A 20078-nucleotide genomic window follows, 5' to 3' on the forward strand; every position below is an offset into this window, starting at 1 on the left:
GCGGCCATCACGACGGATTGCAGCTTGAGCGTAGCAGCTCCGTCACCGGGCGCTTCTGCGCCTGGAGTTGGCACATCCAGGAGTCCGGCAGTAATGGCTATCAGTGTTTTCGACCTGTTCAAAATCGGCATCGGCCCTTCCAGTTCACACACCGTGGGGCCTATGCGGGCCGCGGCGCTGTTCGTGCAGGGCTTGCGCGAACGCGGGCAGCTTGAGCAGGTTCGGCGTGTCGAAGTACAGCTTTTTGGTTCGCTGTCGGCCACCGGCATCGGCCACGGCAGCGACAACGCGGTGATCATGGGCTTGATGGGGGAGTGGCCGGACGCGATCGATCCGTCGCAAATCGGCATCCGCATTGCCACCCTGCGCGAAACCGACACGCTGTTACTCGATGGCCGCCTGCCGGTGCCGTTCATCTGGGCTCGGGACATGCGCCTGATCGACGAAAACCTGCCATTCCATCCCAATGCCATGACCCTGATTGTCGAGGGCGATGACGGCGAGTTGCATCGCGACACCTACTATTCGGTGGGTGGCGGTTTTGTCGTCGATGAGGCGCAAGCCAGCAGCGGGGTGGTCGACATGGATCGCACCGAACTGCCGTACGATTTTTCCAGCGCCGCCGAGCTGCTGGAATTGTGTAAAAAGCACAACCTGCGCGTGGCCGAACTGATGATGGCCAACGAGAAGGTGTGGCGCAGCGAAGAGGAAATCCGCAGTGGCCTGATGCACCTGTGGCGCGCCATGCAGGATTGCGTCGAGCAAGGCCTCAAGCACGAGGGCATCCTGCCCGGCGGGCTGAACGTGCGCCGTCGCGCGGCGAAATTGCATCGCAGCTTGCAGGAGCTGAACAAGCCCAACGTGATCGGCTCGACGCTGAGCGCCATGGAGTGGGTCAACCTGTTCGCCCTGGCGGTCAACGAAGAGAACGCCGCCGGCGGGCGCATGGTCACGGCACCGACCAATGGCGCGGCCGGGATCATCCCGGCGGTGCTGCACTACTTCATGAAGTTCAGCGAGGACGTGACCGACGCCAATGTCGTCGACTACATGCTCGGCGCAGCTTCGGTCGGGATTCTGTGCAAGAAGAACGCCTCGATCTCCGGTGCCGAAGTCGGTTGCCAGGGCGAAGTCGGCTCGGCCTGCGCCATGGCGGCGGCAGGCTTGGCAGAAATCCTGGGCGCCACACCGGAACAACTGTGCAACGCGGCGGAAATCGGCCTGGAGCACAACCTGGGGCTCACGTGTGACCCGGTGGGCGGCCTGGTACAGGTGCCGTGCATCGAGCGCAATGCGATTGCCGCGGTGAAGGCGATCAATGCGGCCCAGATGGCATTGCGCGGCGATGGCCAGCACTTTATCTCCCTGGACCGGGTGATCCGCACGATGCGCGATACCGGTGCCGATATGCATGACAAGTATAAAGAGACGTCGCGAGGTGGGTTGGCTGTCAGCGCGGTTGAGTGCTGAGTGTAGGAGCCGGCTTGCTGGCGATTCAGGCGACGCGGTGAATCAGTCAAGCCGCGTAATCGTTTATCGCCAGCAAGCCGGCTCCTACACACGAGGCTCTACCAGTCAAAATTGCGCGTAAAGTGATCATCCGATTTAAAACGCGCCACCTTTTGGCGCGTCGCTAACAGATAAGTACCTGACCTCAAAATCAGGTCCGCCCCGTCCCGGACCGCCCGTCACCCCGTGCCTGCGGTGACACTCTTACAGAGCTCCCTGTAGCCCTGTTCCCACAAGTGCTACCGATTTGCTCACACGCAACGGGGCAGAGCGCTTGCCGCCATTGATGGCACTTATAACCCTTACTCCCTGCGCGTCATATATAGACACATTCCGACGTCGTTTTTAGGAGTTATTGAACGCGCATTCAAATTTAGGCATGGCATTTGCTCTGTCATTACAAAGCCCGTCTCCCACGCGAGAACGATGGCAATAACAAGAGCCTCCGCCTGAGGCCATCACCCGCTTTGTGTGAGGAGATACCGCGATGACGACGTTCAACTCCGGGGCCCAACCCCAGAACCGTGCGCCACAATCCATCGGCTTTTTGTTACTGGACAATTTCACGCTGATTTCCCTGGCATCCGCAGTCGAGCCACTGCGTATGGCCAACCAGCTGTCCGGTCGCGAGCTGTATCGTTGGACCACCCTCACCGTCGATGGCGGGCAAGTCTGGGCCAGTGACGGTCTGCAAATCACCCCCGATGCCTCCATGCACAAAGCCCCGCCAATGGACACCGTGATTGTCTGCGGCGGTATCGGTATTCAACGCACTGTTACCCGCGAACACGTGTCATGGTTGCAGAGCCAGGCGCGGCAGTCCCGTCGCCTGGGTGCGGTGTGCACCGGCAGCTGGGCCCTGGCGTGCGCCGGCCTGCTCGATGGTTTCGATTGCAGTGTGCACTGGGAATGCCTGGCGGCGATGCAGGAAGCGTTTCCACGGGTGGCCATGAGTACCCGCCTGTTCACCCTCGACCGTAACCGTTTCACCAGCTCCGGCGGCACCGCGCCGCTGGACATGATGCTGCACCTGATCAGCCGCGATCACGGGCGCGAACTGTCGGCCGCGATCTCGGAGATGTTCGTCTACGAGCGCATCCGCAACGAACAGGATCACCAGCGCGTACCGCTCAAGCACATGCTCGGCACCAACCAGCCGAAACTGCAGGAAATCGTCGCACTGATGGAAGCCAACCTCGAAGAGCCGATCGACCTCGACGAACTGGCGGTGTACGTCGCCGTGTCCCGTCGTCAGCTGGAGCGGCTGTTCCAGAAGTACCTGCATTGCTCGCCTTCGCGGTACTACCTGAAGCTGCGCTTGATCCGCGCTCGGCAACTGCTCAAGCAAACGCCAATGTCGATCATCGAAGTGGCGTCGGTCTGTGGCTTCGTGTCCACGCCGCACTTCTCCAAGTGCTACCGCGAATACTTCGGCATTCCGCCACGCGACGAGCGCGTAGGGTCCAACACCACGCAGCAAGTGGCAATGATGCCGCTGCCACAGGCATTGGTGCTTTCACCGTTGTCCGGGCCGTTGTCGGCGTTGAGTCAGGCGCGTAATGAGTCGACTTTCGCTAGCGTAAGGCTCTAATAGCGAGTCGCTTCATTCGCGAGCAGGCTCGCTCCCACATTGACCGAGTTCCAACATTGGGATGTGGTCGAATGTGGGAGCGGGCTTGCTCGCGAAGGCGTTTTAGCGGGTGGTGTGGCTCTGTTGGTATTGCGCCAAGGCTGGCAGCAATTGCTTGTCGATGGCCTGGCGCACAGCCGGCAGGATTGTCGCGCTGCTGGTGTACATCTGCTTGACCATGGTGCGCAGCACGATGGCCCGTTCGTTGTTCAAACCTCGCACGGCAAACTCGCAAGCCTGCTCGGCGGTGGCGCCGCTCGGCACTTGAAAACCCAATGACTTGAGCTGGCCCAACAGGTCTTCCTGGTCTATCAAATCGGCGTGCATCATGACGCAAATCCTTCTTCTGGGAATGATGTCGTGGGTCGATTCTGGTAGTGGCACGCAGTGGCGGCAAGGGCGATTTGTCGTTATGGCAGCATTGACTATGAACAGGTCGTTTTCGTGCTATTTACCTGCGCTGAGAGTCGGCACACTGGACCCAGCTTGCTTCACGAGGGTTTGGTCACCCTCCCACGGCAGCTCCTCAACAGTACCCTCTGCCTCGATCCTGTCACGGCTTGATCGGGGCTTTTTTTTGCCTGTGGTTTCTGTGTGGTCTGTACAGTCGCCTTCGCGAGCAGGCTCGCTCCCACATTTGATCTGCGTCATGCGCAAATCCCCTGTGGGAGCGGGCTTGCTCGCGAAGAACGATGACGCGGTTTAACGCTGTAGCACGAGGATGCGCGACAACAACTCATCCCGATCCACATAACAACCCTGGAAATGCCGTGCTCCAGTGGCAGGATCGAAGGCGTTGCGCGCGTGCAGGGTGCGGCGGTTGTCGAAGCACCAGAGTTCGCCAGGGTTGAGTCTTTGCATAAGCCTGAATCGAGGCTCGCGAGTCATCGCTATGAAGCGGCGATAGGCGTGATAGAGCCTGGGCATCTGCTCCACCGATGCATCGAACGGTCCTCGCAGAAAGTTCGCCATGCGGATTTCCGAGACCCGCCCCAAGGTATCCAGCGCGATGATCGGCGCCAGGCAACGATAGTCACTGTGGCGGTCTTTATTGCGGAATTCCACGGGGATTTCGCACAGGCTACGGAACGACTCGGGGTCCTCCTGGCGTAACGCCTCGGCGATGGCAAAACCGTCGACGAAAATACTCTCGCCACCCTCGGCATCGTTGACCAGGCAATGCAGGAACTGCAGCCCCGGTTGCAACTCGCGCGTCGGCAAGTCGCTGTGTAGTGGCAAGTTGAAAGCGGTGTAGGCGTTGCTGTCGGCGTCGGCCTTGGATTGCACATTGAACAGCACGCCGAAATTGCTCTCGCGGATGAAGGAAATGCGCTGGGCGACGAGCTTCAGCGAGCCAGGCTCGGTGGGTACGCCACGGACCTGGGTCAGGCCGGTGTCACGCACGGCCAACAGCCATTGCAATAGCACCTGGTTGTCGTTCATCAGTGCTTGATAATCAAACACCGGCAACTGCATATCACTGTGCCAAAGCCTGGCCCTGGGCTTGCTTGCCAGACGCTCGGCCCGGGACTGGTCGTCATAGGCGTGGGCCCGCAGCCAGCCAGGGTCGAAGCGGCTGAGGTGGCCATCCTGCCACTGCACGTTCAGGCAACCATCAGGGTCGACACTGGTTTGGACAGGCGCCAGGTTGTCTGGCACATCGACGATTTCCAGCACCTGTTCGCGCGTCACCGTGTAGACGCACTGCGGACACGGGCAATTGTCCCGCAGCCATGGGTGGTGGAAGGGACTGACGCGGTTGTCGGCCCACGTCACCAGGATACGATCGGCCATGGCCTGCACGCCTGTCAGCGCGCTGATCAGCGGATAAGTACGGAAATCGGCAAAAGCGGCGGCGGTGTTCATGGGATCTCCTTGTTATTTTTTTGGCGGCAATGCGATCACTCGGCCGATGCAGGCGGGGGCGGGCAGGTCGCTCTGTTCGGCGACCATGGCTTGCAGCCGGCCCAGGGTCTGCTCGCTGAATGGCGTGGAGCGTGGTCCGGCGAGGTCGACGTGCAACAGCATTTGCTCGTTGCCCGCCAGCTCCTTGTCGTCGCCCACCAAGTGCAGGCTGTGGTAGAGGTGCAGGCGTTTACTGTCGTGGCCGATGATTTGCGTGTGCACCTCGACCTCGGCGTCGAGCTTCACTTCGTGCAGGTAGTTGAGGTGCAGTTCCAGGGTAAACAGCGAGTTGCCGCTGGCTTCGCGGTTGCTGCTGTCCATGCCGAGGCGGTCCATCAGGGCGTCGGTGGCGTAGCTGAAGATCAGCAGGTAGAACGCGTCGCGCAGGTGACCGTTGTAGTCGACCCAGTCGGGGATGATGCGGGTTTGATAGGTAGTGAGGGTGGGCATAGTGACTGATCCGAGTGATTAGATACCTGGACTACCGCATTCGCGAGCAAGCCCGCTCCCACAGGGTGGATGCATTCCAATGTGGGAGCGGGCTTGCTCGCGAAGAGGCCGGTACTACAGGCCTCATAATTTAAGGTTTATTCGCTGAACGCCATCCCATGCTTCTCTTTGGTGGTCTTCACCGCTTCCAGCACCGCCAGCAGGCAATCATCACGATAGCGCTCCAGCGCCGAAATGCTGTGTTTACCCAACTGATCGCTGGTGCCATCCACCACGTCGTCGATCAGTTTCTCCGTCAGTTCCGGCGCCGGCAGGTAGGTCCAGGGCAACTGCAGGGCCGGGCCGAACTGTGCCATGAAGTGACGCATCCCGGCGTCGCCACCGGCCAGGGTATAGGTCAGGAATGTGCCCATGAACGACCAGCGCAGACCGGCGCCAAAACGAATCGCGTCGTCGATTTCGCCGGTCGTCGCCACACCGTCGTTGACCAGGTGCAGCGCCTCGCGCCACAGCGCTTCGAGCAAGCGGTCGGCGATGAATCCCGGCACTTCCTTACGTACATGCAGCGGGCGCATGCCAAGCGATTCGTAGACTTTCATTGCCGCCTGCACGGCTTCGGGGGCGGTATTCTTGCCGCCGACCACTTCCACCAATGGCAACAGGTAAACCGGGTTGAACGGGTGCCCGACCACACAGCGCTCCGGGTGGGTCGAACTCTCGTAGAACTCGCTCGGCAACAGGCCGGAGGTGCTGGAGCCGATCAAGGCATCGGGCTTGGCCGCAGCGCTGATCTTGCTGTGCAGCTCCAGTTTCAGTTCCAGGCGCTCAGGAGCGCTTTCCTGGATGAAATCGGCGTCTCGCACGCATTCTTCGATGGTTGCGACAAAGCGCAGGCGATCCTGCGAGGCTCCGGGCGCCAGGCCTTGTTTCTCAAGGGCGCCCCAGGCATTGGCGACGCGTTGGCGCAGGGCGGCTTCGGCACCGGGGGCCGGGTCCCAGGCCACCACGTCGAGGCCGTGGGCGAGGGCGCGGGATACCCAGCCGCTGCCGATGACACCGCTGCCCAGTGCGGCGAAGGTTTTGATTTCGGTAATGAAGGTCATTGTCACATCCTGGAGAGTTCGGTGAATCCCTGTAGGAGCCGGCTTGCTGGCGAGGCGGCATTCCTGTCACAGAATAGGTGGTGGCTATACCGGCGCCATCGCCAGCAAGCCGGCTCCTACAGGGTTGGGTGTGGGGGATTAACCGCGCTGTTTCAGGCCCATTTTCTTGCGGCCCTCAGCAGGCGTGAGTACACGGGCGCCGAGGCGGCTGAGGATTTCGCCGGCGCGTTCGACCAGTTGGCCGTTGGTTGCCAAAACACCCTTGTCCAGCCACAAGTTGTCTTCCAGCCCGACTCGCACGTTGCCCCCCAGCAGCACGGCTTGCGCGGCCATCGGCATTTGCATGCGGCCGATGCCGAAACCGGCCCACACGGCGTCTGCCGGCAGGTTGTCGACCATGGCTTTCATGGTTGTGGTGTCGGCCGGTGCGCCCCACGGGATGCCCAGGCACAGCTGGAACAGCGGATTGTCGAGCAGGCCTTCCTTGATCATCTGCTTGGCGAACCACAGGTGACCGGTGTCGAAAATCTCCAGTTCGGCCTTCACGCCCAATTCCTGGATGCGTTTGGCGCCCGCACGCAGCTGTGCCGGGGTAGAGACGTAAATAGTGTCGCCATCGCCGAAGTTCAGTGTGCCGCAATCAAGGGTGCAGATTTCCGGCAGCAGTTCTTCGACATGCGCCAGGCGGGTCAGTGGACCGACCAGGTCAGTGTTCGGGCCGAACGCCATCGGGTTCTCGCCCGCGCCGATTTCCAGGTCGCCGCCCATGCCGGCAGTGAGGTTGACGATGATGTCGACGTCGGATTCGCGGATGCGCTCCATCACTTCGCGGTACAGCGCCACGTCACGGCTGAACTTGCCGGTTTCGGGATCGCGAACGTGGCAGTGAACCACGGTAGCGCCGGCCTTGGCGGCCTCCACGGCAGCGGCTGCAATCTGTTTCGGAGTGACCGGCACATGTGGGCTCTTGGCGGTCGTGTCGCCAGCACCGGTGAGTGCGCAGGTGATGATGACGTCGTGGTTCATTTGGCGGTTTCCTTCAGGCGTGGTGGTCCCGTTCGCAGCCCTGTCGGGCTGCGAATCGGTGGTTCGATTAAGGGTTACTTGCTGGTCAGCTTGAGGTTTTCAGCCGCAGGCTTGCCGTCGAAGGTGGTCACGCCTTCGAGCCAGCGCTGCTTGTCTTGCGGGTGATCCTTAAGCCACTGTCTGGCGGACTCGAAGGCGTCCTTGTGATCCAGCAGCGGCTGCATCATCCGGCTCTCGTCTTCGGCGGTGAACGTCAGGTTGCTCAGCAGGCGACCGACGTTGGGGCACTGTTCGGCATATTTCGGCGCGGTCACGGTCCAGACCGTGGCCATGCCTTCGTTCGGGCCTAGGGCGTCATCGCTTCCGGTAAGGTAGGTCATCTGTACGTTGACGTTCATGGGGTGCGGTGCCCAGCCGAAGAACACCACGGCTTCCTTGCGGCGCACGGCGCGATCCACCGCTGCGAGCATGCCGGCCTCGCTGGACTCGACCAGCTGGAACTTGCCGAGGCCGAACTGGTTCTTGGCGATCATCGCCTTGATCTGGGTGTTGGCGCCTGAGCCTGGCTCGATGCCGTAGATCTTGCCGCCCAGCTCTTTTTCGAACTTGGCGATGTCGGCGAAGGTTTTCAGACCCTTGTCGGCGAGATAGGTCGGAACGGCGAGGGTGGCGCGGGCGTCCTTCAGGCTGGGCGCTTCAAGCACCTTGACCTGGTTGGCGTCGACGAACGGGGTGATGGTCTGGGTCATCAGCGGGTTCCAGTAACCCAGGAACAGGTCCAGGCGCTGATCGCGAATCCCGGCGAAGATGATTTGCTGGGAAGCGCTGGTTTGTTTGGTGCTGTAGCCGAGGCCGTCGAGCAATACCTGGGTCATCGCACTGGTGGCGATCACGTCGGTCCAGTTCACCACGCCCATGCGCACGTTCTGGCACGACGCCGGTTCGGCTGCCATGACACTGGCGCTCAGCAAAGCGGTACCACTGAGTGCAAGAACACAGCTGCTGATCAGTCGTTTCATTCTCAGGTTCCTCGGCAGTTTCATTATTGTGGGTCCGGTCGTCTGTGCGCCGGTGATGTCACGTTACGCAGCTAATCTGCCACGAAAGCGCACTGCGGCGACCGACTCTTGCACTGCAGCGACCTGTGCTCTTGAATGCCTGTTGCAAGTGGCGTATCAACGTCTTCACGCTACCCGCCCTCTCGCTACCCGCCAATCGAGTGCGCTCCATGTCCCAGGATTTCTATTTCTTGTTGATGCCAGGTTTCTCGGCGATTGGATTTATCTCGGCCATCGAGCCATTGCGGGTTGCCAATCGCTTTCGCGGCGAGCTCTATCGCTGGCATGTATTGAGCGCCGATGGTGGGGCGGTGCTGGCCAGTAACGGCATGTCGGTCAACGCCGACGCGGCGCTGGAGCCGTTGAAAAAAGGCGCGACGTTATGGGTGGTCGCCGGCTTCGAACCGCTGAAATTCGCCACACCGGCGCTGGAGCACTGGCTGCGTCGCCTCGACAACGAAGGCGTGACGCTCGGCGCCATTGACACCGGCAGCTTCATCCTCGCTGAGGCAGGTTTGCTCGACGGCCATCGCCTGACCCTGCACTGGGAGGCCATCGACGCCTTCAAGGAGTCCTATCCGCAGCTCAGCGTCACCCAAGAGTTATTCGAGATCGACCGTCGACGCATCACCAGCGCTGGCGGCACCGCGTCGATCGATTTAATGCTGGATCTGATCGCCCAGTCCCATGGCCCGGAACTGGCAATCCAGGTCAGCGAGCAATTCGTGCTCGGGCGCATCCGTCCGCGTAAAGACCACCAGCGCATGGAAGTCGCGACGCGTTATGGCATCAGCAACAAGAAGCTTGTTCACGTGATTGGCGAGATGGAGCAGCACAGCGAGCCGCCGCTGAGTACGTTGGAATTGGCGGAATCGATCAAAGTCACCCGGCGTCAGCTGGAGCGCCTGTTCCGCCTGCACCTGAACGACACACCGAGCAATTTCTACCTGCGCCTGAGGCTGGAGAAAGCCCGGCAACTGCTGCGCCAGACCAATATGAGTGTGTTGGAGGTGAGTATTGCCTGCGGGTTTGAATCGCCGTCGTATTTCACCCGCAGTTATCGGGCAAGGTTCGAGCGGTGCCCACGGGAGGATCGGCGTACCGCCAAAGCCTGATGGCGCTGACTGAATCGGGTTTCCAGAATCGACATATAACTCAATGTGGGAGCGGGCTTGCTCGCGAAAACGGTGTATCAGGCGAAATATTTATCGAATGACACACCGCTTTCGCGAGCAAGCCCGCTCCCACATTTGATCGTCATTGTCTGGAGGTTCTGTTACTTCTTCAGTAATGCCGAGCAGGCAGTCTTGTATGCCTCATGCTGATACTTGTTCAGCGTCTCTGGCGGCTCAAAACCATGTTTCTTGGCCTGCGCATTGATCGTCTGCGGCGACAGCAGCGTCACCTCGCAATTCTCCAGCATCTGGAAAACGCCCTCGATCTTGAACGTGGTCGGCCCACCGGCGAACTCACCTTTCTTGCTGCGCTTCTTGATCACGATTCGATCTATCGAGTTCTCGCGAACAAAGGATGCGACCTGAGCGGCAAACACTTTGACATTGGCGGCTTCGTCGTCATCCTCCAGGGCGATTTTCTTGGTCGCAAGCGCGACATGGCCCAGCGTGGAACCGTCGAGAGCTGCCACGGCGATGATCGCTTCGCTGCCTTTGATTTCGATGCCGCAGACTTTCATGGTGAATCCCTTTTCTGGCTGAAGGCGTGAAGCTTACAGCTCCAGTTGATTGGCGGTGATGCCAAACGCCGCGGCAATTTTTTCGCGGGTGGCCTTGCGCGGCTTCGCGACGTTTTCCTGCTGGGCGAAGGCCGGTTGGGAGATGCCCATGCGTTTGGCCACTTCATCCTGCGTAAGGTTCAAGTGTTCGCGCCAGGCGCGAATCGGCGTCGCGCCATCGACAATGCGGCTGACGACTTCATGGGGAATCAGATCGGGCTCAATCTTCTGCGCGACATATTGCGCGTAGGGAATGACCACGAAAGCAGGATTTCCGTCTGCGTCGTTGATGATTTGAACGTCAGTAGGTGCGTTCATCGCGTTTTTTGACCTCTTGAACTTTGACTGTGCCATCCCAATCGAACATGACCCGATAGTTACCTACTCGAAGTCGGTAGGCGTAGTCATGACCGGCCAGTGCTTTGACGTTGCCTGTATCAGGCATGTCAGTCAGCGCCGAAACGGCATCACGAACCTGGATCTGGTGAACGGAATGCAATTTCAAAAGCTGCTTAACGGCCTTTCGAGTCCAGTGAATACTGTTCATGAGAGAATATAAGTCTTTTATAAGATTTGCCAATCTTTACTTATATTTCTCTTTTGGCCAATAAACTAAGCATGTCGGGATGTTGCTCGGCGTTACTCCTGCCCAATCGTCTCCAAAAACTCCGACCGCTCGTCACTCATCCGCGCCACGCAATCATTCTGCGCAATAGTGAACGCCTTGCTGCCGGCGGTGGCCGGGAAGGCTTCGATGGCGCAGTCGGCGTCGCGGGTTTTCAGCCATTGTTGCTGGGCGGCCTTGATCTTGGCGGTGATGTCGGCCAGTTGCGACGGGTTCTTGCCGTAGAGCGACTGCATGCGTTCGTTCAGGCTTTTGTAGTTTTCGCTCAGCAAGTCTTCAGCAGTGGTTTTGCTGAAGGCGGAGCATTCCAGGGTCTGGACGTCGTTTTCGACTTTGTCGCAGGGGGTGTCTTCAGACTCCTCGGCGGCGTGTACGCCGGTCGCAATCAGTGCCAAGGCCAGGACGATGAATTTCATGTGGTTGCCGCTCCCATCCAGTGAAGCATCAAGAGATGTGGCGAATTCTGGCCCAAGCGGATTGCCTTGAACAGGTCGGCAATTGTGCCTTGCGACGACCCTTTGTCGCGGATTGACGCTTTCGGCAATTCCCCTGTCGTTTTTGCACCCGGCTACCAATGCACCGAGGCATATGCTGGCCCCAAAGCGCCGACAGACGATTCGGCGCATGAATCGCTAACAAGGGGACAGCCTGATGAGCCCAGCCGAATTGCACGCCGACAGCATCGTTATCGACGGGCTGATTATTGCCAAGTGGAACCGTGAACTGTTCGAAGACATGCGCAAGGGCGGTTTGACCGCAGCCAACTGCACCGTGTCGGTATGGGAGGGCTTCCAGGCCACTGTCAACAACATCGCCGCCAGCCAGAAACTGATCCGCGAGAACAGCGACCTGGTGATTCCGGTGCGCACCACCGCCGACATCCGCAAGGCCAAGGAGCAGGGCAAGACCGGCATCCTCTTCGGTTTCCAGAATGCCCATGCGTTTGAAGACCAGATCGGCTATGTCGAAGTGTTCAAGCAGCTGGGCGTCGGTATTGTGCAGATGTGCTACAACACCCAGAACCTGGTCGGTACCGGTTGCTACGAGCGTGACGGCGGCCTGTCGGGCTTCGGTCGTGAAATCGTTGCCGAGATGAACCGCGTAGGCGTCATGTGCGACCTGTCCCACGTCGGTTCCAAGACGTCCGAAGAAGTCATCCTCGAATCGAAAAAGCCGGTGTGCTACTCCCACTGCCTGCCGTCGGGCCTCAAGGAGCATCCGCGCAACAAGTCCGATGAAGAACTGAAGTTCATTGCCGACCACGGCGGTTTCGTCGGTGTGACCATGTTCGCACCATTCCTGGCCAAGGGCATCGATTCGACCATCGACGACTACGCCGAAGCCATCGAATACACCCTGAACATCGTCGGTGAAGATTCGATCGGTATCGGTACCGACTTCACCCAGGGTCACGGCCAGGACTTCTTCGAGTACCTGACCCACGACAAGGGCTACGCCCGCCGCCTGACCAGCTTCGGCAAGATCATCAACCCGCTGGGCATCCGCACCGTCGGCGAGTTCCCGAACCTCACCGAAACCTTGCTCAAGCGCGGCCATTCCGAGCGCGTAGTGCGCAAGATCATGGGCGAGAACTGGGTGAATGTCTTGAAAGACGTCTGGGGCGAATAAGCCACCGCTCTTCTGAATCCTTTCCTGCGGCCGTCCGCGCCGCAGGCGACAACAAAATTTTTCTGGAGTTAAGTTTCCATGGCCAAGATCGCCCCGCAATTGCCTATCGAAGTCGACAGCGAAACCGGTGTCTGGACGTCCGACGCCCTGCCGATGCTGTATGTGCCGCGTCATTTCTTCGTCAATAACCACATGGGCATCGAGGAAGTGCTGGGCGCCGAAGCTTACGCCGAGATTCTCTACAAGGCCGGCTACAAGTCCGCCTGGCACTGGTGTGAAAAAGAAGCCGAATGCCATGGCCTCGAAGGCGTTGCGGTGTTCGAGCACTACATGAAGCGCCTGTCGCAACGCGGCTGGGGGCTGTTCAAGATCCAGGACATCGACCTCGACAAAGGCACCTGCAGCGTCAAGCTCGAACACTCGGCATTCGTCTACGTGTACGGCAAGGTCGGGCGCAAGGTCGACTACATGTTCACTGGCTGGTTTGCCGGCGCGATGGACCAGATCCTTGCCGCTCGCGGCAGCAAGATCCGCACCGTGGCCGAACAAGTCTACGGTGGCTCCGAAGAGGGCCACGAAGACGGCTTGTTCACCGTCAAGCCGTTGTAAGTCGAGGAACCCGCCATGGCTTTCGAAGCAATGTTCCAGCCGATCCAGATCGGCAAACTGACCATCCGCAACCGCGTGCTCAGCACCGCGCACGCCGAGGTCTATGCCACCGACGGCGGCATGACCACCGACCGGTACGTCAAGTATTACGAAGAGAAGGCCAAGGGCGGGATCGGCCTGGCGATCTGCGGCGGTTCGTCTGTCGTCGCCATCGATAGCCCGCAAGAGTGGTGGAGCTCGGTGAACCTGTCCACCGACCGCATCATCCCGCACTTCCAGAATCTTGCGGACGCCATGCACAAGCACGGCGCCAAGATCATGATCCAGATTACCCACATGGGCCGTCGCTCGCGCTGGGACGGCTTCAACTGGCCGACGCTGATGTCGCCGTCGGGCGTGCGCGAGCCGGTGCACCGCGCTACCTGCAAGACCATTGAGCCGGAAGAGATCTGGCGGGTGATCGGCAACTACGCACAGGCGGCACGCCGCGCCAAGGCCGGTGGCCTGGACGGTGTCGAACTGTCGGCGGTGCACCAGCACATGATCGACCAGTTCTGGAGCCCGCGGGTCAACAAGCGTACCGACGAATGGGGCGGCACCTTCGAAGGCCGCATGAAATTCGGCCTGGAAGTGTTGAAAGCGGTGCGCGCGGAGGTCGGTGACGATTTCTGCGTGGGCATGCGTATCTGCGGTGACGAGTTCCACCCGGACGGCCTGTCCCATGAAGACATGAAGCAGATCGCCAAGTATTACGACGACACCGGCATGCTCGATTTCATCGGCGTCGTGGGCTCGGGTTGCGACACCCACAACACCTTGGCCAACGTGATTCCGAACATGAGTTATCCACCGGAGCCGTTCCTGCATTTGGCCGCAGGTATCAAGGAAGTGGTCAAGGTGCCGGTGCTGCACGCGCAGAACATCAAGGACCCGAACCAGGCCACCCGTATCCTGGAAGGCGGTTACGTCGACATGGTCGGCATGACCCGCGCGCACATTGCCGACCCGCACCTGATCGCCAAGATCAAGATGGGCCAGGTCGACCAGATCAAGCAGTGTGTCGGTGCCAACTACTGCATCGACCGTCAGTACCAGGGCCTGGACGTGCTGTGCATCCAGAACGCCGCGACTTCCCGTGAATACATGGGCCTGCCGCACATCATCGAAAAAACCACCGGCGTTAAACGCAAAGTGGTGGTGGTCGGTGCCGGTCCTGCCGGGATGGAAGCCGCCCGTGTGGCTGCCGAGCGGGGCCACGACGTAACCCTGTTCGAGAAAAAGGACTTTATCGGTGGCCAGATCACCACGGCGTCGAAAGCGCCGCAGCGTGACCAGATCGCCGGTATCACCCGCTGGTATCAGCTGGAGCTGGCGCGGTTGAAAGTCGACCTGCGCCTGGGCACCGCGGCGGATGCGCCGACCATCATGGACCTGCGTCCGGATGTAGTGGTGCTGGCCGTCGGTGGTCATCCGTTCATCGAGCAGAACGAGCACTGGGGCGCGGCTGAAGGCCTGGTGGTCAGCAGCTGGGACATTCTCGATGGCAAAGTTGCACCCGCCAAGAACGTGCTGGTCTACGACACCATTTGCGAGTTCACCGGCATGTCGACGGCCGACTTCCTCGCCGACAAGGGCAGCCAGGTCGAGATCGTCACCGACGACATCAAGCCAGGCGTGGCCATTGGCGGTACGTCGTTCCCGACCTACTACCGCAGCATGTATCCGAAAGAAGTGATCATGACCGGCGACATGATGCTGGAGAAGGTCTACCGCGAAGGCGACAAGCTGATAGCAGTGCTGGAAAACGAATACACCGGCGCCAAGGAGGAGCGGGTGGTGGACCAGGTGGTCATCGAGAACGGCGTGCGTCCGGACGAGGAGATCTACTACGCAATGAAGGAAGGCTCGCGCAACAAAGGCCAGATCGACGTCGAAGCCTTGTTCGCGATCAAGCCGCAGCCATGCCTGGAACAGAGCGGCGACGGCTACCTGCTGTTCCGCATCGGCGACTGTGTGGCCCAGCGCAACGTGCATGCGGCGATCTATGACGCGCTGCGGCTGTGCAAGGACTTCTAAAATCACACCGAACCAATGTGGGAGCGGGCTTGCTCGCGAAGAACGATAACGCGGTACACCTGATACACCGCGTCGCCGGATTCGCGAGCAAGCCCGCTCCCACATGAGACCCCGCGGTCTTTGGGAGCTTCACCATGCTCAACACCCTACTTCCCATCCTGATCTTTGCTGCCCTGGGCCTCGCGGCTCTCGGCGCATTGCGACGGGTAAACATGTGGCGCCGAGGCCGGGCCTCGAAGGTCGATCTGATCGGCGGCCTGTTCGCCATGCCCAAGCGTTACATGGTCGATCTGCACCATGTAGTGGCGCGGGACAAATACATTGCCAACACCCACGTCGCGACGGCCGGCGGCGCAGTGGCGTCCATCGTGCTGGCGATTCTGGTGCATGGGTTCGGATTGCATAACCGCTTCCTCGGTTATGCGTTGTTGTTGATGTCGGCGGTGATGTTCGTCGGTGCGGTCTTTGTTTACCTGCGTCGGCGCAATCCACCTTCGCGCCTGTCGAAGGGCCCGTGGATGCGCCTGCCGAAAAGCCTGATGGCATTTTCGGTGTCGTTCTTCCTGGTGACCCTGCCGGTGGCCGGTATCCTGCCGGAAAACTTCGGCGGCTGGCTGTTGGTGGTGATCCTCGGGATTGGCGTGCTGTGGGGCGTGTCCGAGCTGTTCTTCGGCATGACCTGGGGCGGGCCGATGAAGCATGCCTTCGCCGGTGCCCTGCACCTGGCCTGGCACCGTCGCGCGGAGCGCTTTGGCGGCGGTCGTTCCACCGGTCTGAAGCCCTTGGATCTGAACGACCCAAGCGCACCACTGGGCGTGGAAAAACCCAAGGATTTCACCTGGAACCAATTGCTCGGCTTCGATGCCTGTGTGCAGTGCGGTAAATGTGAAGCCGCGTGCCCGGCCTTCGCCGCCGGCCAGCCGTTGAACCCGAAAAAATTGATCCAGGACATGGTCGTCGGCCTGGCTGGCGGCACCGATGCCAAATTTGCCGGCAGTCCGTATCCGGGCAAGCCCATCGGTGAACACGCCGGTAATCCGCATCAACCGATCGTCAACGGTCTGGTGGACGCCGAAACCCTGTGGTCGTGCACCACCTGCCGCGCCTGTGTCGAGGAATGCCCGATGATGATCGAGCACGTCGATGCCATCGTCGACATGCGTCGCCATCTGACCCTGGAAAAAGGCGCGACCCCGAACAAGGGCGCTGAAGTTCTGGAAAACCTGATCGCCACCGACAACCCGGGCGGTTTTGCGCCAGGCGGTCGGATGAACTGGGCGGCGGACTTGAACCTCAATCTGCTCAGCGAAAAGAAATCCACCGACGTGCTGTTCTGGGTGGGCGATGGCGCCTTCGACATGCGCAACCAGCGCACCTTGCGCGCGTTCGTCAAAGTGCTGAAAGCGGCAAAAATCGACTTCGCGGTCCTTGGCCTCGAAGAGCGCGACAGCGGTGACGTGGCCCGACGCCTGGGCGACGAGGCGACCTTCCAGTTGCTAGCCAAGCGCAATATCCAGACCTTGGCCAAGTACAGCTTCAATCGCATCGTCACCTGCGATCCACACAGCTTCCACGTGCTGAAAAACGAATACGGCGCTTTCGATGGCAACTACCTGGTGCAGCACCACAGCACCTACATGGCGGAAATCATCGACGCCGGCGCGCTGAACCTTGGCCAGCACAAAGGCGACAGCGTGACCTATCACGACCCGTGCTACCTCGGCCGCTACAACGGCGAATACGAGGCGCCGCGTCAGGTTCTGCGTGCGCTGGGCATCGAGGTCAAGGAAATGCAACGCTCCGGTTTCCGCTCGCGCTGCTGCGGCGGTGGCGGCGGTGCGCCGATCACCGACATTCCGGGCAAGCAGCGTATCCCCGACATGCGCATGGAAGACATCCGTGAGACGGGCGCCGAACTGGTGGCCGTGGGCTGCCCCCAGTGCACCGCGATGCTTGAAGGTGTGGTCGAACCACGACCGTTGATCAAGGACATTGCCGAACTGGTGGCCGACGCGCTCCTGGAAGATCAAGCCCCAAAGTCGGCTACGCCGGCCAAACGTGAACCCGCGGAGGTGCACTGATGAGCGACATTATCCGCCGCGACCCCCGTGCCGAATGGATCGCCCGTAACCGCCTGCACCCTCTGCACGCCGCCATGCAACCGGCGCAGCACAGTTGGATGGGGCCTAACGGCGTCATTCGCAAGAACCCGCACGGCATTGGTTTCATTGGACCTAACGGCATCAAGCGGATCGACCGCAGCGGCGCTCAACAGGGCGGGGCGATTAAACGCTCGGCCGCCGTTGAAGTGCAATTGCCGCTGCATCAGGTGCCTGCACCGGCGTTCTACATCTGCGTGGTGCCGGACATGGTCGGCGGCCGCTTGAGCAGCCACGACAAGGACTTGCTGGGCCTGGCCCATCAACTGGCCGGCAGCGACGGTGCGGTATTGGCCGTGGTCTTCGGCGAACACAAGGAAAACGCGTTTTCCACAGCCGGCGTCGATCGCCTGCTGGTGCTCGAAGGCGAAGAGTTCAGCGGTTATGCACCGGAACAACGCGTCCAGGGCTTGCGGGCTGTGGATAACCAGTTCAACCCACGTCACTGGCTGCTGCCGGACAGTCGCAGCGGCGGTGGCGAATTGGGTCGGCGCTTTGCCGCTGCCCTGGGCGAACGCCCGGCCACGCGGGTCTGGCAGGTCAAGGATCAGGAGTGCATTGGTCGCGCCGGTGCCGGTTTGCAAGATCTGGCGCGTCCGGTTGCACGGTTGATCCTGGCTGCCGTCGAATGCGCCGAGCCGGTCAGCGAAACCCGTCACGAAGTATTGCCGGTGGAGTTATCCACAGCCGTCGCCCGCAGTCTCTCGCGCATCGAGGACCTGGGGGCTGTGGCGGTGGACCCGGCGGCGATTCCCATGGCCGAGGCCGAGTTCATTTTCTCCGGCGGCAACGGGGTCAAGGATTGGGACTTGTTCCACCAGACCGCCGCAGCACTGGGAGCAACCGAAGGCGCGTCGCGGGTGGCGGTGGACGATGGTTTCATGGCCCGCGACCGTCAGGTCGGCGCGTCCGGCACCTGGGTCACCGCGCGGGTCTATGTGGCGGTGGGGATTTCCGGGGCGATCCAGCACCTGCAGGGCATCGGTGCCTGCGACAAGGTGGTGGCGATCAACCTCGACCCGGGTTGCGACATGATCAAACGGGCCGACCTGTCGGTAATCGGCGAGAGTGCCGAGGTTCTTCGGGCCTTGATCGCGGCGGTAGAAGCCTACCGCAACGACGCCAAGCGCGATGCGGCTTAAGGGAAGGAAAGGGTTATGAGCACGAAAATCATCAGCCTGGTGTCCATCGGCGCCCACCCGACTTCCGGTCGACCACGTCGCGCGGAACAGGATGCACGGGCGGTGGAGCTGGGCTTGCAGCTGGCTGGGGATAACTTGCAGGTGCTGCACGCCGGCGACGTTGGCGAACCGGCCTTGCGCGCCTACCTGGGCATGGGGCTGGAACAATTGCATGTGCTTGAACAACCGCAAGGCGCCGATGCGCTGCCGGCGTTGACCGCTTATTTGCGCGATGCCGGGGCACAGGTGGTCCTGACCGGCAGCCAGGCGGAGACCGGCGAGGGCTCGGGCATGCTGCCGTTCCTGCTGGCCGAAGGCCTTGGTTGGCCGCTGGTGGTGGGGTTGGCGCAGGTCGAGTCCATCGATGGCGGTTCGGCGCTGGTGTTGCAAGCCTTGCCGCGCGGTCAGCGGCGTCGCTTGAAGGTGCGGTTGCCGTTTCTCGCTACAGTGGATAACGCCGCGCCCAAGCCTCGGCAGAGCGCCTACGGCCCGGCCCGGCGCGGGGTACTGCAGGCCAATGATGTGGAAGTCATCGACGACGAATTGCTGGCAGTCGCTACCCTGCAACCGGCCAAGCCACGGCCGAAGCGCTTGAAGGTAATCAAGGCCAAGAGCGGCGCCGATCGCATGAAGGCCGCAACGGCGAAAGCCAGTGGTGGTGGCGGGCAAGTGCTCAAGGGCGTGACGGCGCAGGCGGGGGCTGAAGCCATCCTTAAGTTGCTGATCGAAGAAGGTGTGGTCCGCTAGCGGTCCATTTGGGGGCAGGTCAATGGCAGTTGAATTTCGTTCGGCAGTGCGCGCGGATGCGCGCGAGATTGCGCGTTTGTTCCAGATTTCATCGGAAGGTGCTGCAGATTATATCTGGAGCCAGATAGCAGAACCTGGGCAGGATCTGCTGGATGTAGGGGCGCTGCGTTACGCCCGTGACGATGTGGATTTTTCCTGGCAGAACTGCCTGATCGCCGAAGCCGAAGGTAAAGTCATTGGCATGCTGCACAGCTACGTGATGCGTCACGATCCGTTCGCAGCCCCGGTGACCGACCCGGTGCTGGCGCCGTACGCCAGGATGGAAATCCCCGACACCCTTTATATTTCCAGCCTGGCGCTGCATGAAGGCTGGCGCAACCAGGGACTGGGCAAGCAGTTCCTTGCCTACGCCTACGACCGCGCGAACCGGCTTGGGCTCAATGGCTTGAGCTTGATCGACTACGCGGCGAACACCGGCGCCCGTCGGTTTTACGAGCGTCATGGCTTCCGTATTGTCGATACTTGCCAGATCACGCCGCATCCGATGATTCGGGTCACCGGGGAAGCCTATTTGATGTATCGGCCTTAGTGGGCTCCTGCTGGCGGATAAAACTAGCAGAGCTGCTAGTGTTGGCGGAA

General features: G+C 60.8%; 20 protein-coding genes. 10 read left to right on the forward strand and 10 right to left on the reverse strand.

Annotated elements, in window-relative coordinates:
• The first annotated feature begins 93 nt into the window (after window positions 1-93).
• Window positions 94-1470 (forward strand): L-serine ammonia-lyase, encoded by a 1377-nt coding sequence (locus CGA21_RS02740; RefSeq protein ID WP_179056956.1) that lies wholly within the window; start codon window positions 94-96, stop codon window positions 1468-1470.
• Between the two features lie 526 nt (window positions 1471-1996).
• A complete protein-coding gene (locus CGA21_RS02745) occupies window positions 1997-3100 on the forward strand; it encodes a GlxA family transcriptional regulator (protein ID WP_007975492.1) in 1104 nt (367 codons plus the stop codon).
• A gap of 102 nt (window positions 3101-3202) precedes the next feature.
• On the opposite strand, the gene CGA21_RS02750 is transcribed toward CGA21_RS02745, so the two are convergent.
• The 6 genes from CGA21_RS02750 to CGA21_RS02775 all read right to left on the reverse strand — a co-directional run bounded on the left by CGA21_RS02750 (window position 3203) and on the right by CGA21_RS02775 (window position 8642).
• Window positions 3203-3469: a hypothetical protein gene (locus CGA21_RS02750; RefSeq protein WP_110750400.1), complete on the reverse strand. Its 267-nt coding sequence runs from the start codon at window positions 3467-3469 to the stop codon at window positions 3203-3205.
• Window positions 3470-3841: 372 nt separating this feature from the next.
• On the reverse strand, window positions 3842-5005 hold the full coding sequence (locus CGA21_RS02755) for a gamma-butyrobetaine dioxygenase (RefSeq protein ID WP_110750402.1): 1164 nt from the start codon (window positions 5003-5005) through the stop codon (window positions 3842-3844).
• A gap of 12 nt (window positions 5006-5017) precedes the next feature.
• Window positions 5018-5494, reverse strand: a complete 477-nt coding sequence (locus CGA21_RS02760; RefSeq protein ID WP_110750404.1) for a thioesterase family protein — start codon at window positions 5492-5494, stop codon at window positions 5018-5020.
• Between the two features lie 137 nt (window positions 5495-5631).
• The gene (locus tag CGA21_RS02765) at window positions 5632-6597 is read right to left on the reverse strand and encodes an L-carnitine dehydrogenase (RefSeq protein ID WP_110750406.1); all 966 of its coding nucleotides are present in this window, start codon (window positions 6595-6597) and stop codon (window positions 5632-5634) included.
• A gap of 138 nt (window positions 6598-6735) precedes the next feature.
• A complete protein-coding gene (locus CGA21_RS02770; protein WP_110750408.1) occupies window positions 6736-7623 on the reverse strand; it encodes a 3-keto-5-aminohexanoate cleavage protein in 888 nt (295 codons plus the stop codon).
• Window positions 7624-7697: 74 nt separating this feature from the next.
• Window positions 7698-8642 (reverse strand): choline ABC transporter substrate-binding protein, encoded by a 945-nt coding sequence (locus CGA21_RS02775; RefSeq protein WP_110750410.1) that lies wholly within the window; start codon window positions 8640-8642, stop codon window positions 7698-7700.
• A 209-nt stretch (window positions 8643-8851) separates the two neighbouring features.
• Here CGA21_RS02775 and CGA21_RS02780 point away from each other — a divergent pair, with 209 nt between their 5' ends.
• Window positions 8852-9796, forward strand: a complete 945-nt coding sequence (locus CGA21_RS02780) for a GlxA family transcriptional regulator (RefSeq protein ID WP_110750412.1) — start codon at window positions 8852-8854, stop codon at window positions 9794-9796.
• 161 nt (window positions 9797-9957) lie between these two features.
• On the opposite strand, the gene CGA21_RS02785 is transcribed toward CGA21_RS02780, so the two are convergent.
• From CGA21_RS02785 to CGA21_RS02800, 4 genes are all read right to left on the reverse strand, one after another.
• Window positions 9958-10374 carry a DUF3010 family protein gene (locus CGA21_RS02785; RefSeq protein WP_110750414.1) on the reverse strand — a complete coding sequence of 139 codons (417 nt, stop codon included), beginning with the start codon at window positions 10372-10374 and terminating at the stop codon, window positions 9958-9960.
• Between the two features lie 33 nt (window positions 10375-10407).
• Window positions 10408-10731 (reverse strand): helix-turn-helix domain-containing protein, encoded by a 324-nt coding sequence (locus CGA21_RS02790; RefSeq protein WP_179056962.1) that lies wholly within the window; start codon window positions 10729-10731, stop codon window positions 10408-10410.
• Entirely contained in the window at window positions 10715-10960 is a 246-nt protein-coding gene (locus CGA21_RS02795) for a type II toxin-antitoxin system RelE family toxin (RefSeq protein ID WP_188263474.1), read from the reverse strand. The genes CGA21_RS02790 and CGA21_RS02795 overlap by 17 nt, the downstream gene beginning before the upstream one ends.
• Window positions 10961-11052: 92 nt before the next feature.
• Window positions 11053-11454: a lysozyme inhibitor LprI family protein gene (locus tag CGA21_RS02800; RefSeq protein ID WP_110750511.1), complete on the reverse strand. Its 402-nt coding sequence runs from the start codon at window positions 11452-11454 to the stop codon at window positions 11053-11055.
• Between the two features lie 235 nt (window positions 11455-11689).
• On the opposite strand from CGA21_RS02800, the gene CGA21_RS02805 reads away from it, so the two are divergent.
• The 7 genes from CGA21_RS02805 to CGA21_RS02835 all read left to right on the forward strand — a co-directional run bounded on the left by CGA21_RS02805 (window position 11690) and on the right by CGA21_RS02835 (window position 20028).
• Window positions 11690-12667, forward strand: a complete 978-nt coding sequence (locus CGA21_RS02805; RefSeq protein WP_008019494.1) for a dipeptidase — start codon at window positions 11690-11692, stop codon at window positions 12665-12667.
• 78 nt (window positions 12668-12745) lie between these two features.
• The gene (locus CGA21_RS02810) at window positions 12746-13276 is read left to right on the forward strand and encodes a DUF5943 domain-containing protein (RefSeq protein WP_020796073.1); all 531 of its coding nucleotides are present in this window, start codon (window positions 12746-12748) and stop codon (window positions 13274-13276) included.
• Window positions 13277-13291: 15 nt separating this feature from the next.
• Window positions 13292-15352, forward strand: coding sequence for a dimethylglycine demethylation protein DgcA (gene dgcA / locus CGA21_RS02815; protein WP_110750421.1), 2061 nt, complete (start codon window positions 13292-13294; stop codon window positions 15350-15352).
• A gap of 134 nt (window positions 15353-15486) precedes the next feature.
• Window positions 15487-17433, forward strand: a complete 1947-nt coding sequence (gene dgcB / locus CGA21_RS02820) for a dimethylglycine demethylation protein DgcB (protein ID WP_188263475.1) — start codon at window positions 15487-15489, stop codon at window positions 17431-17433.
• Window positions 17433-18653 (forward strand): electron transfer flavoprotein subunit alpha/FixB family protein, encoded by a 1221-nt coding sequence (locus CGA21_RS02825; protein WP_188263476.1) that lies wholly within the window; start codon window positions 17433-17435, stop codon window positions 18651-18653. The genes dgcB and CGA21_RS02825 overlap by 1 nt, the downstream gene beginning before the upstream one ends.
• A gap of 15 nt (window positions 18654-18668) precedes the next feature.
• Window positions 18669-19439 (forward strand): electron transfer flavoprotein subunit beta, encoded by a 771-nt coding sequence (locus CGA21_RS02830; RefSeq protein WP_110750426.1) that lies wholly within the window; start codon window positions 18669-18671, stop codon window positions 19437-19439.
• A 22-nt stretch (window positions 19440-19461) separates the two neighbouring features.
• Window positions 19462-20028: a GNAT family N-acetyltransferase gene (locus tag CGA21_RS02835; RefSeq protein WP_110750428.1), complete on the forward strand. Its 567-nt coding sequence runs from the start codon at window positions 19462-19464 to the stop codon at window positions 20026-20028.
• The last annotated feature ends 50 nt before the right edge of the window (window positions 20029-20078 follow it).

Origin of the sequence: Pseudomonas sp. PSB11 (assembly GCF_014596605.1) — a bacterium.
Lineage (GTDB): Bacteria > Pseudomonadota > Gammaproteobacteria > Pseudomonadales > Pseudomonadaceae > Aquipseudomonas > Aquipseudomonas umsongensis.

Bases quoted from the DNA above. Each gene is read 5' to 3' on its own strand.
- CGA21_RS02740 (WP_179056956.1), top strand. From the start codon at position 94: ATGGCTATCAGTGTTTTCGACCTGTTCAAAATCGGCATCGGCCCTTCC.
- CGA21_RS02745 (WP_007975492.1), top strand. From the start codon at position 1,997: ATGACGACGTTCAACTCCGGGGCCCAACCCCAGAACCGTGCGCCACAA.
- CGA21_RS02750 (WP_110750400.1), bottom strand. From the start codon at position 3,469: ATGATGCACGCCGATTTGATAGACCAGGAAGACCTGTTGGGCCAGCTC.
- CGA21_RS02755 (WP_110750402.1), bottom strand. From the start codon at position 5,005: ATGAACACCGCCGCCGCTTTTGCCGATTTCCGTACTTATCCGCTGATC.
- CGA21_RS02760 (WP_110750404.1), bottom strand. From the start codon at position 5,494: ATGCCCACCCTCACTACCTATCAAACCCGCATCATCCCCGACTGGGTC.
- CGA21_RS02765 (WP_110750406.1), bottom strand. From the start codon at position 6,597: ATGACCTTCATTACCGAAATCAAAACCTTCGCCGCACTGGGCAGCGGT.
- CGA21_RS02770 (WP_110750408.1), bottom strand. From the start codon at position 7,623: ATGAACCACGACGTCATCATCACCTGCGCACTCACCGGTGCTGGCGAC.
- CGA21_RS02775 (WP_110750410.1), bottom strand. From the start codon at position 8,642: ATGAAACGACTGATCAGCAGCTGTGTTCTTGCACTCAGTGGTACCGCT.
- CGA21_RS02780 (WP_110750412.1), top strand. From the start codon at position 8,852: ATGTCCCAGGATTTCTATTTCTTGTTGATGCCAGGTTTCTCGGCGATT.
- CGA21_RS02785 (WP_110750414.1), bottom strand. From the start codon at position 10,374: ATGAAAGTCTGCGGCATCGAAATCAAAGGCAGCGAAGCGATCATCGCC.
- CGA21_RS02790 (WP_179056962.1), bottom strand. From the start codon at position 10,731: ATGAACGCACCTACTGACGTTCAAATCATCAACGACGCAGACGGAAAT.
- CGA21_RS02795 (WP_188263474.1), bottom strand. From the start codon at position 10,960: ATGAACAGTATTCACTGGACTCGAAAGGCCGTTAAGCAGCTTTTGAAA.
- CGA21_RS02800 (WP_110750511.1), bottom strand. From the start codon at position 11,454: ATGAAATTCATCGTCCTGGCCTTGGCACTGATTGCGACCGGCGTACAC.
- CGA21_RS02805 (WP_008019494.1), top strand. From the start codon at position 11,690: ATGAGCCCAGCCGAATTGCACGCCGACAGCATCGTTATCGACGGGCTG.
- CGA21_RS02810 (WP_020796073.1), top strand. From the start codon at position 12,746: ATGGCCAAGATCGCCCCGCAATTGCCTATCGAAGTCGACAGCGAAACC.
- dgcA (WP_110750421.1), top strand. From the start codon at position 13,292: ATGGCTTTCGAAGCAATGTTCCAGCCGATCCAGATCGGCAAACTGACC.
- dgcB (WP_188263475.1), top strand. From the start codon at position 15,487: ATGCTCAACACCCTACTTCCCATCCTGATCTTTGCTGCCCTGGGCCTC.
- CGA21_RS02825 (WP_188263476.1), top strand. From the start codon at position 17,433: ATGAGCGACATTATCCGCCGCGACCCCCGTGCCGAATGGATCGCCCGT.
- CGA21_RS02830 (WP_110750426.1), top strand. From the start codon at position 18,669: ATGAGCACGAAAATCATCAGCCTGGTGTCCATCGGCGCCCACCCGACT.
- CGA21_RS02835 (WP_110750428.1), top strand. From the start codon at position 19,462: ATGGCAGTTGAATTTCGTTCGGCAGTGCGCGCGGATGCGCGCGAGATT.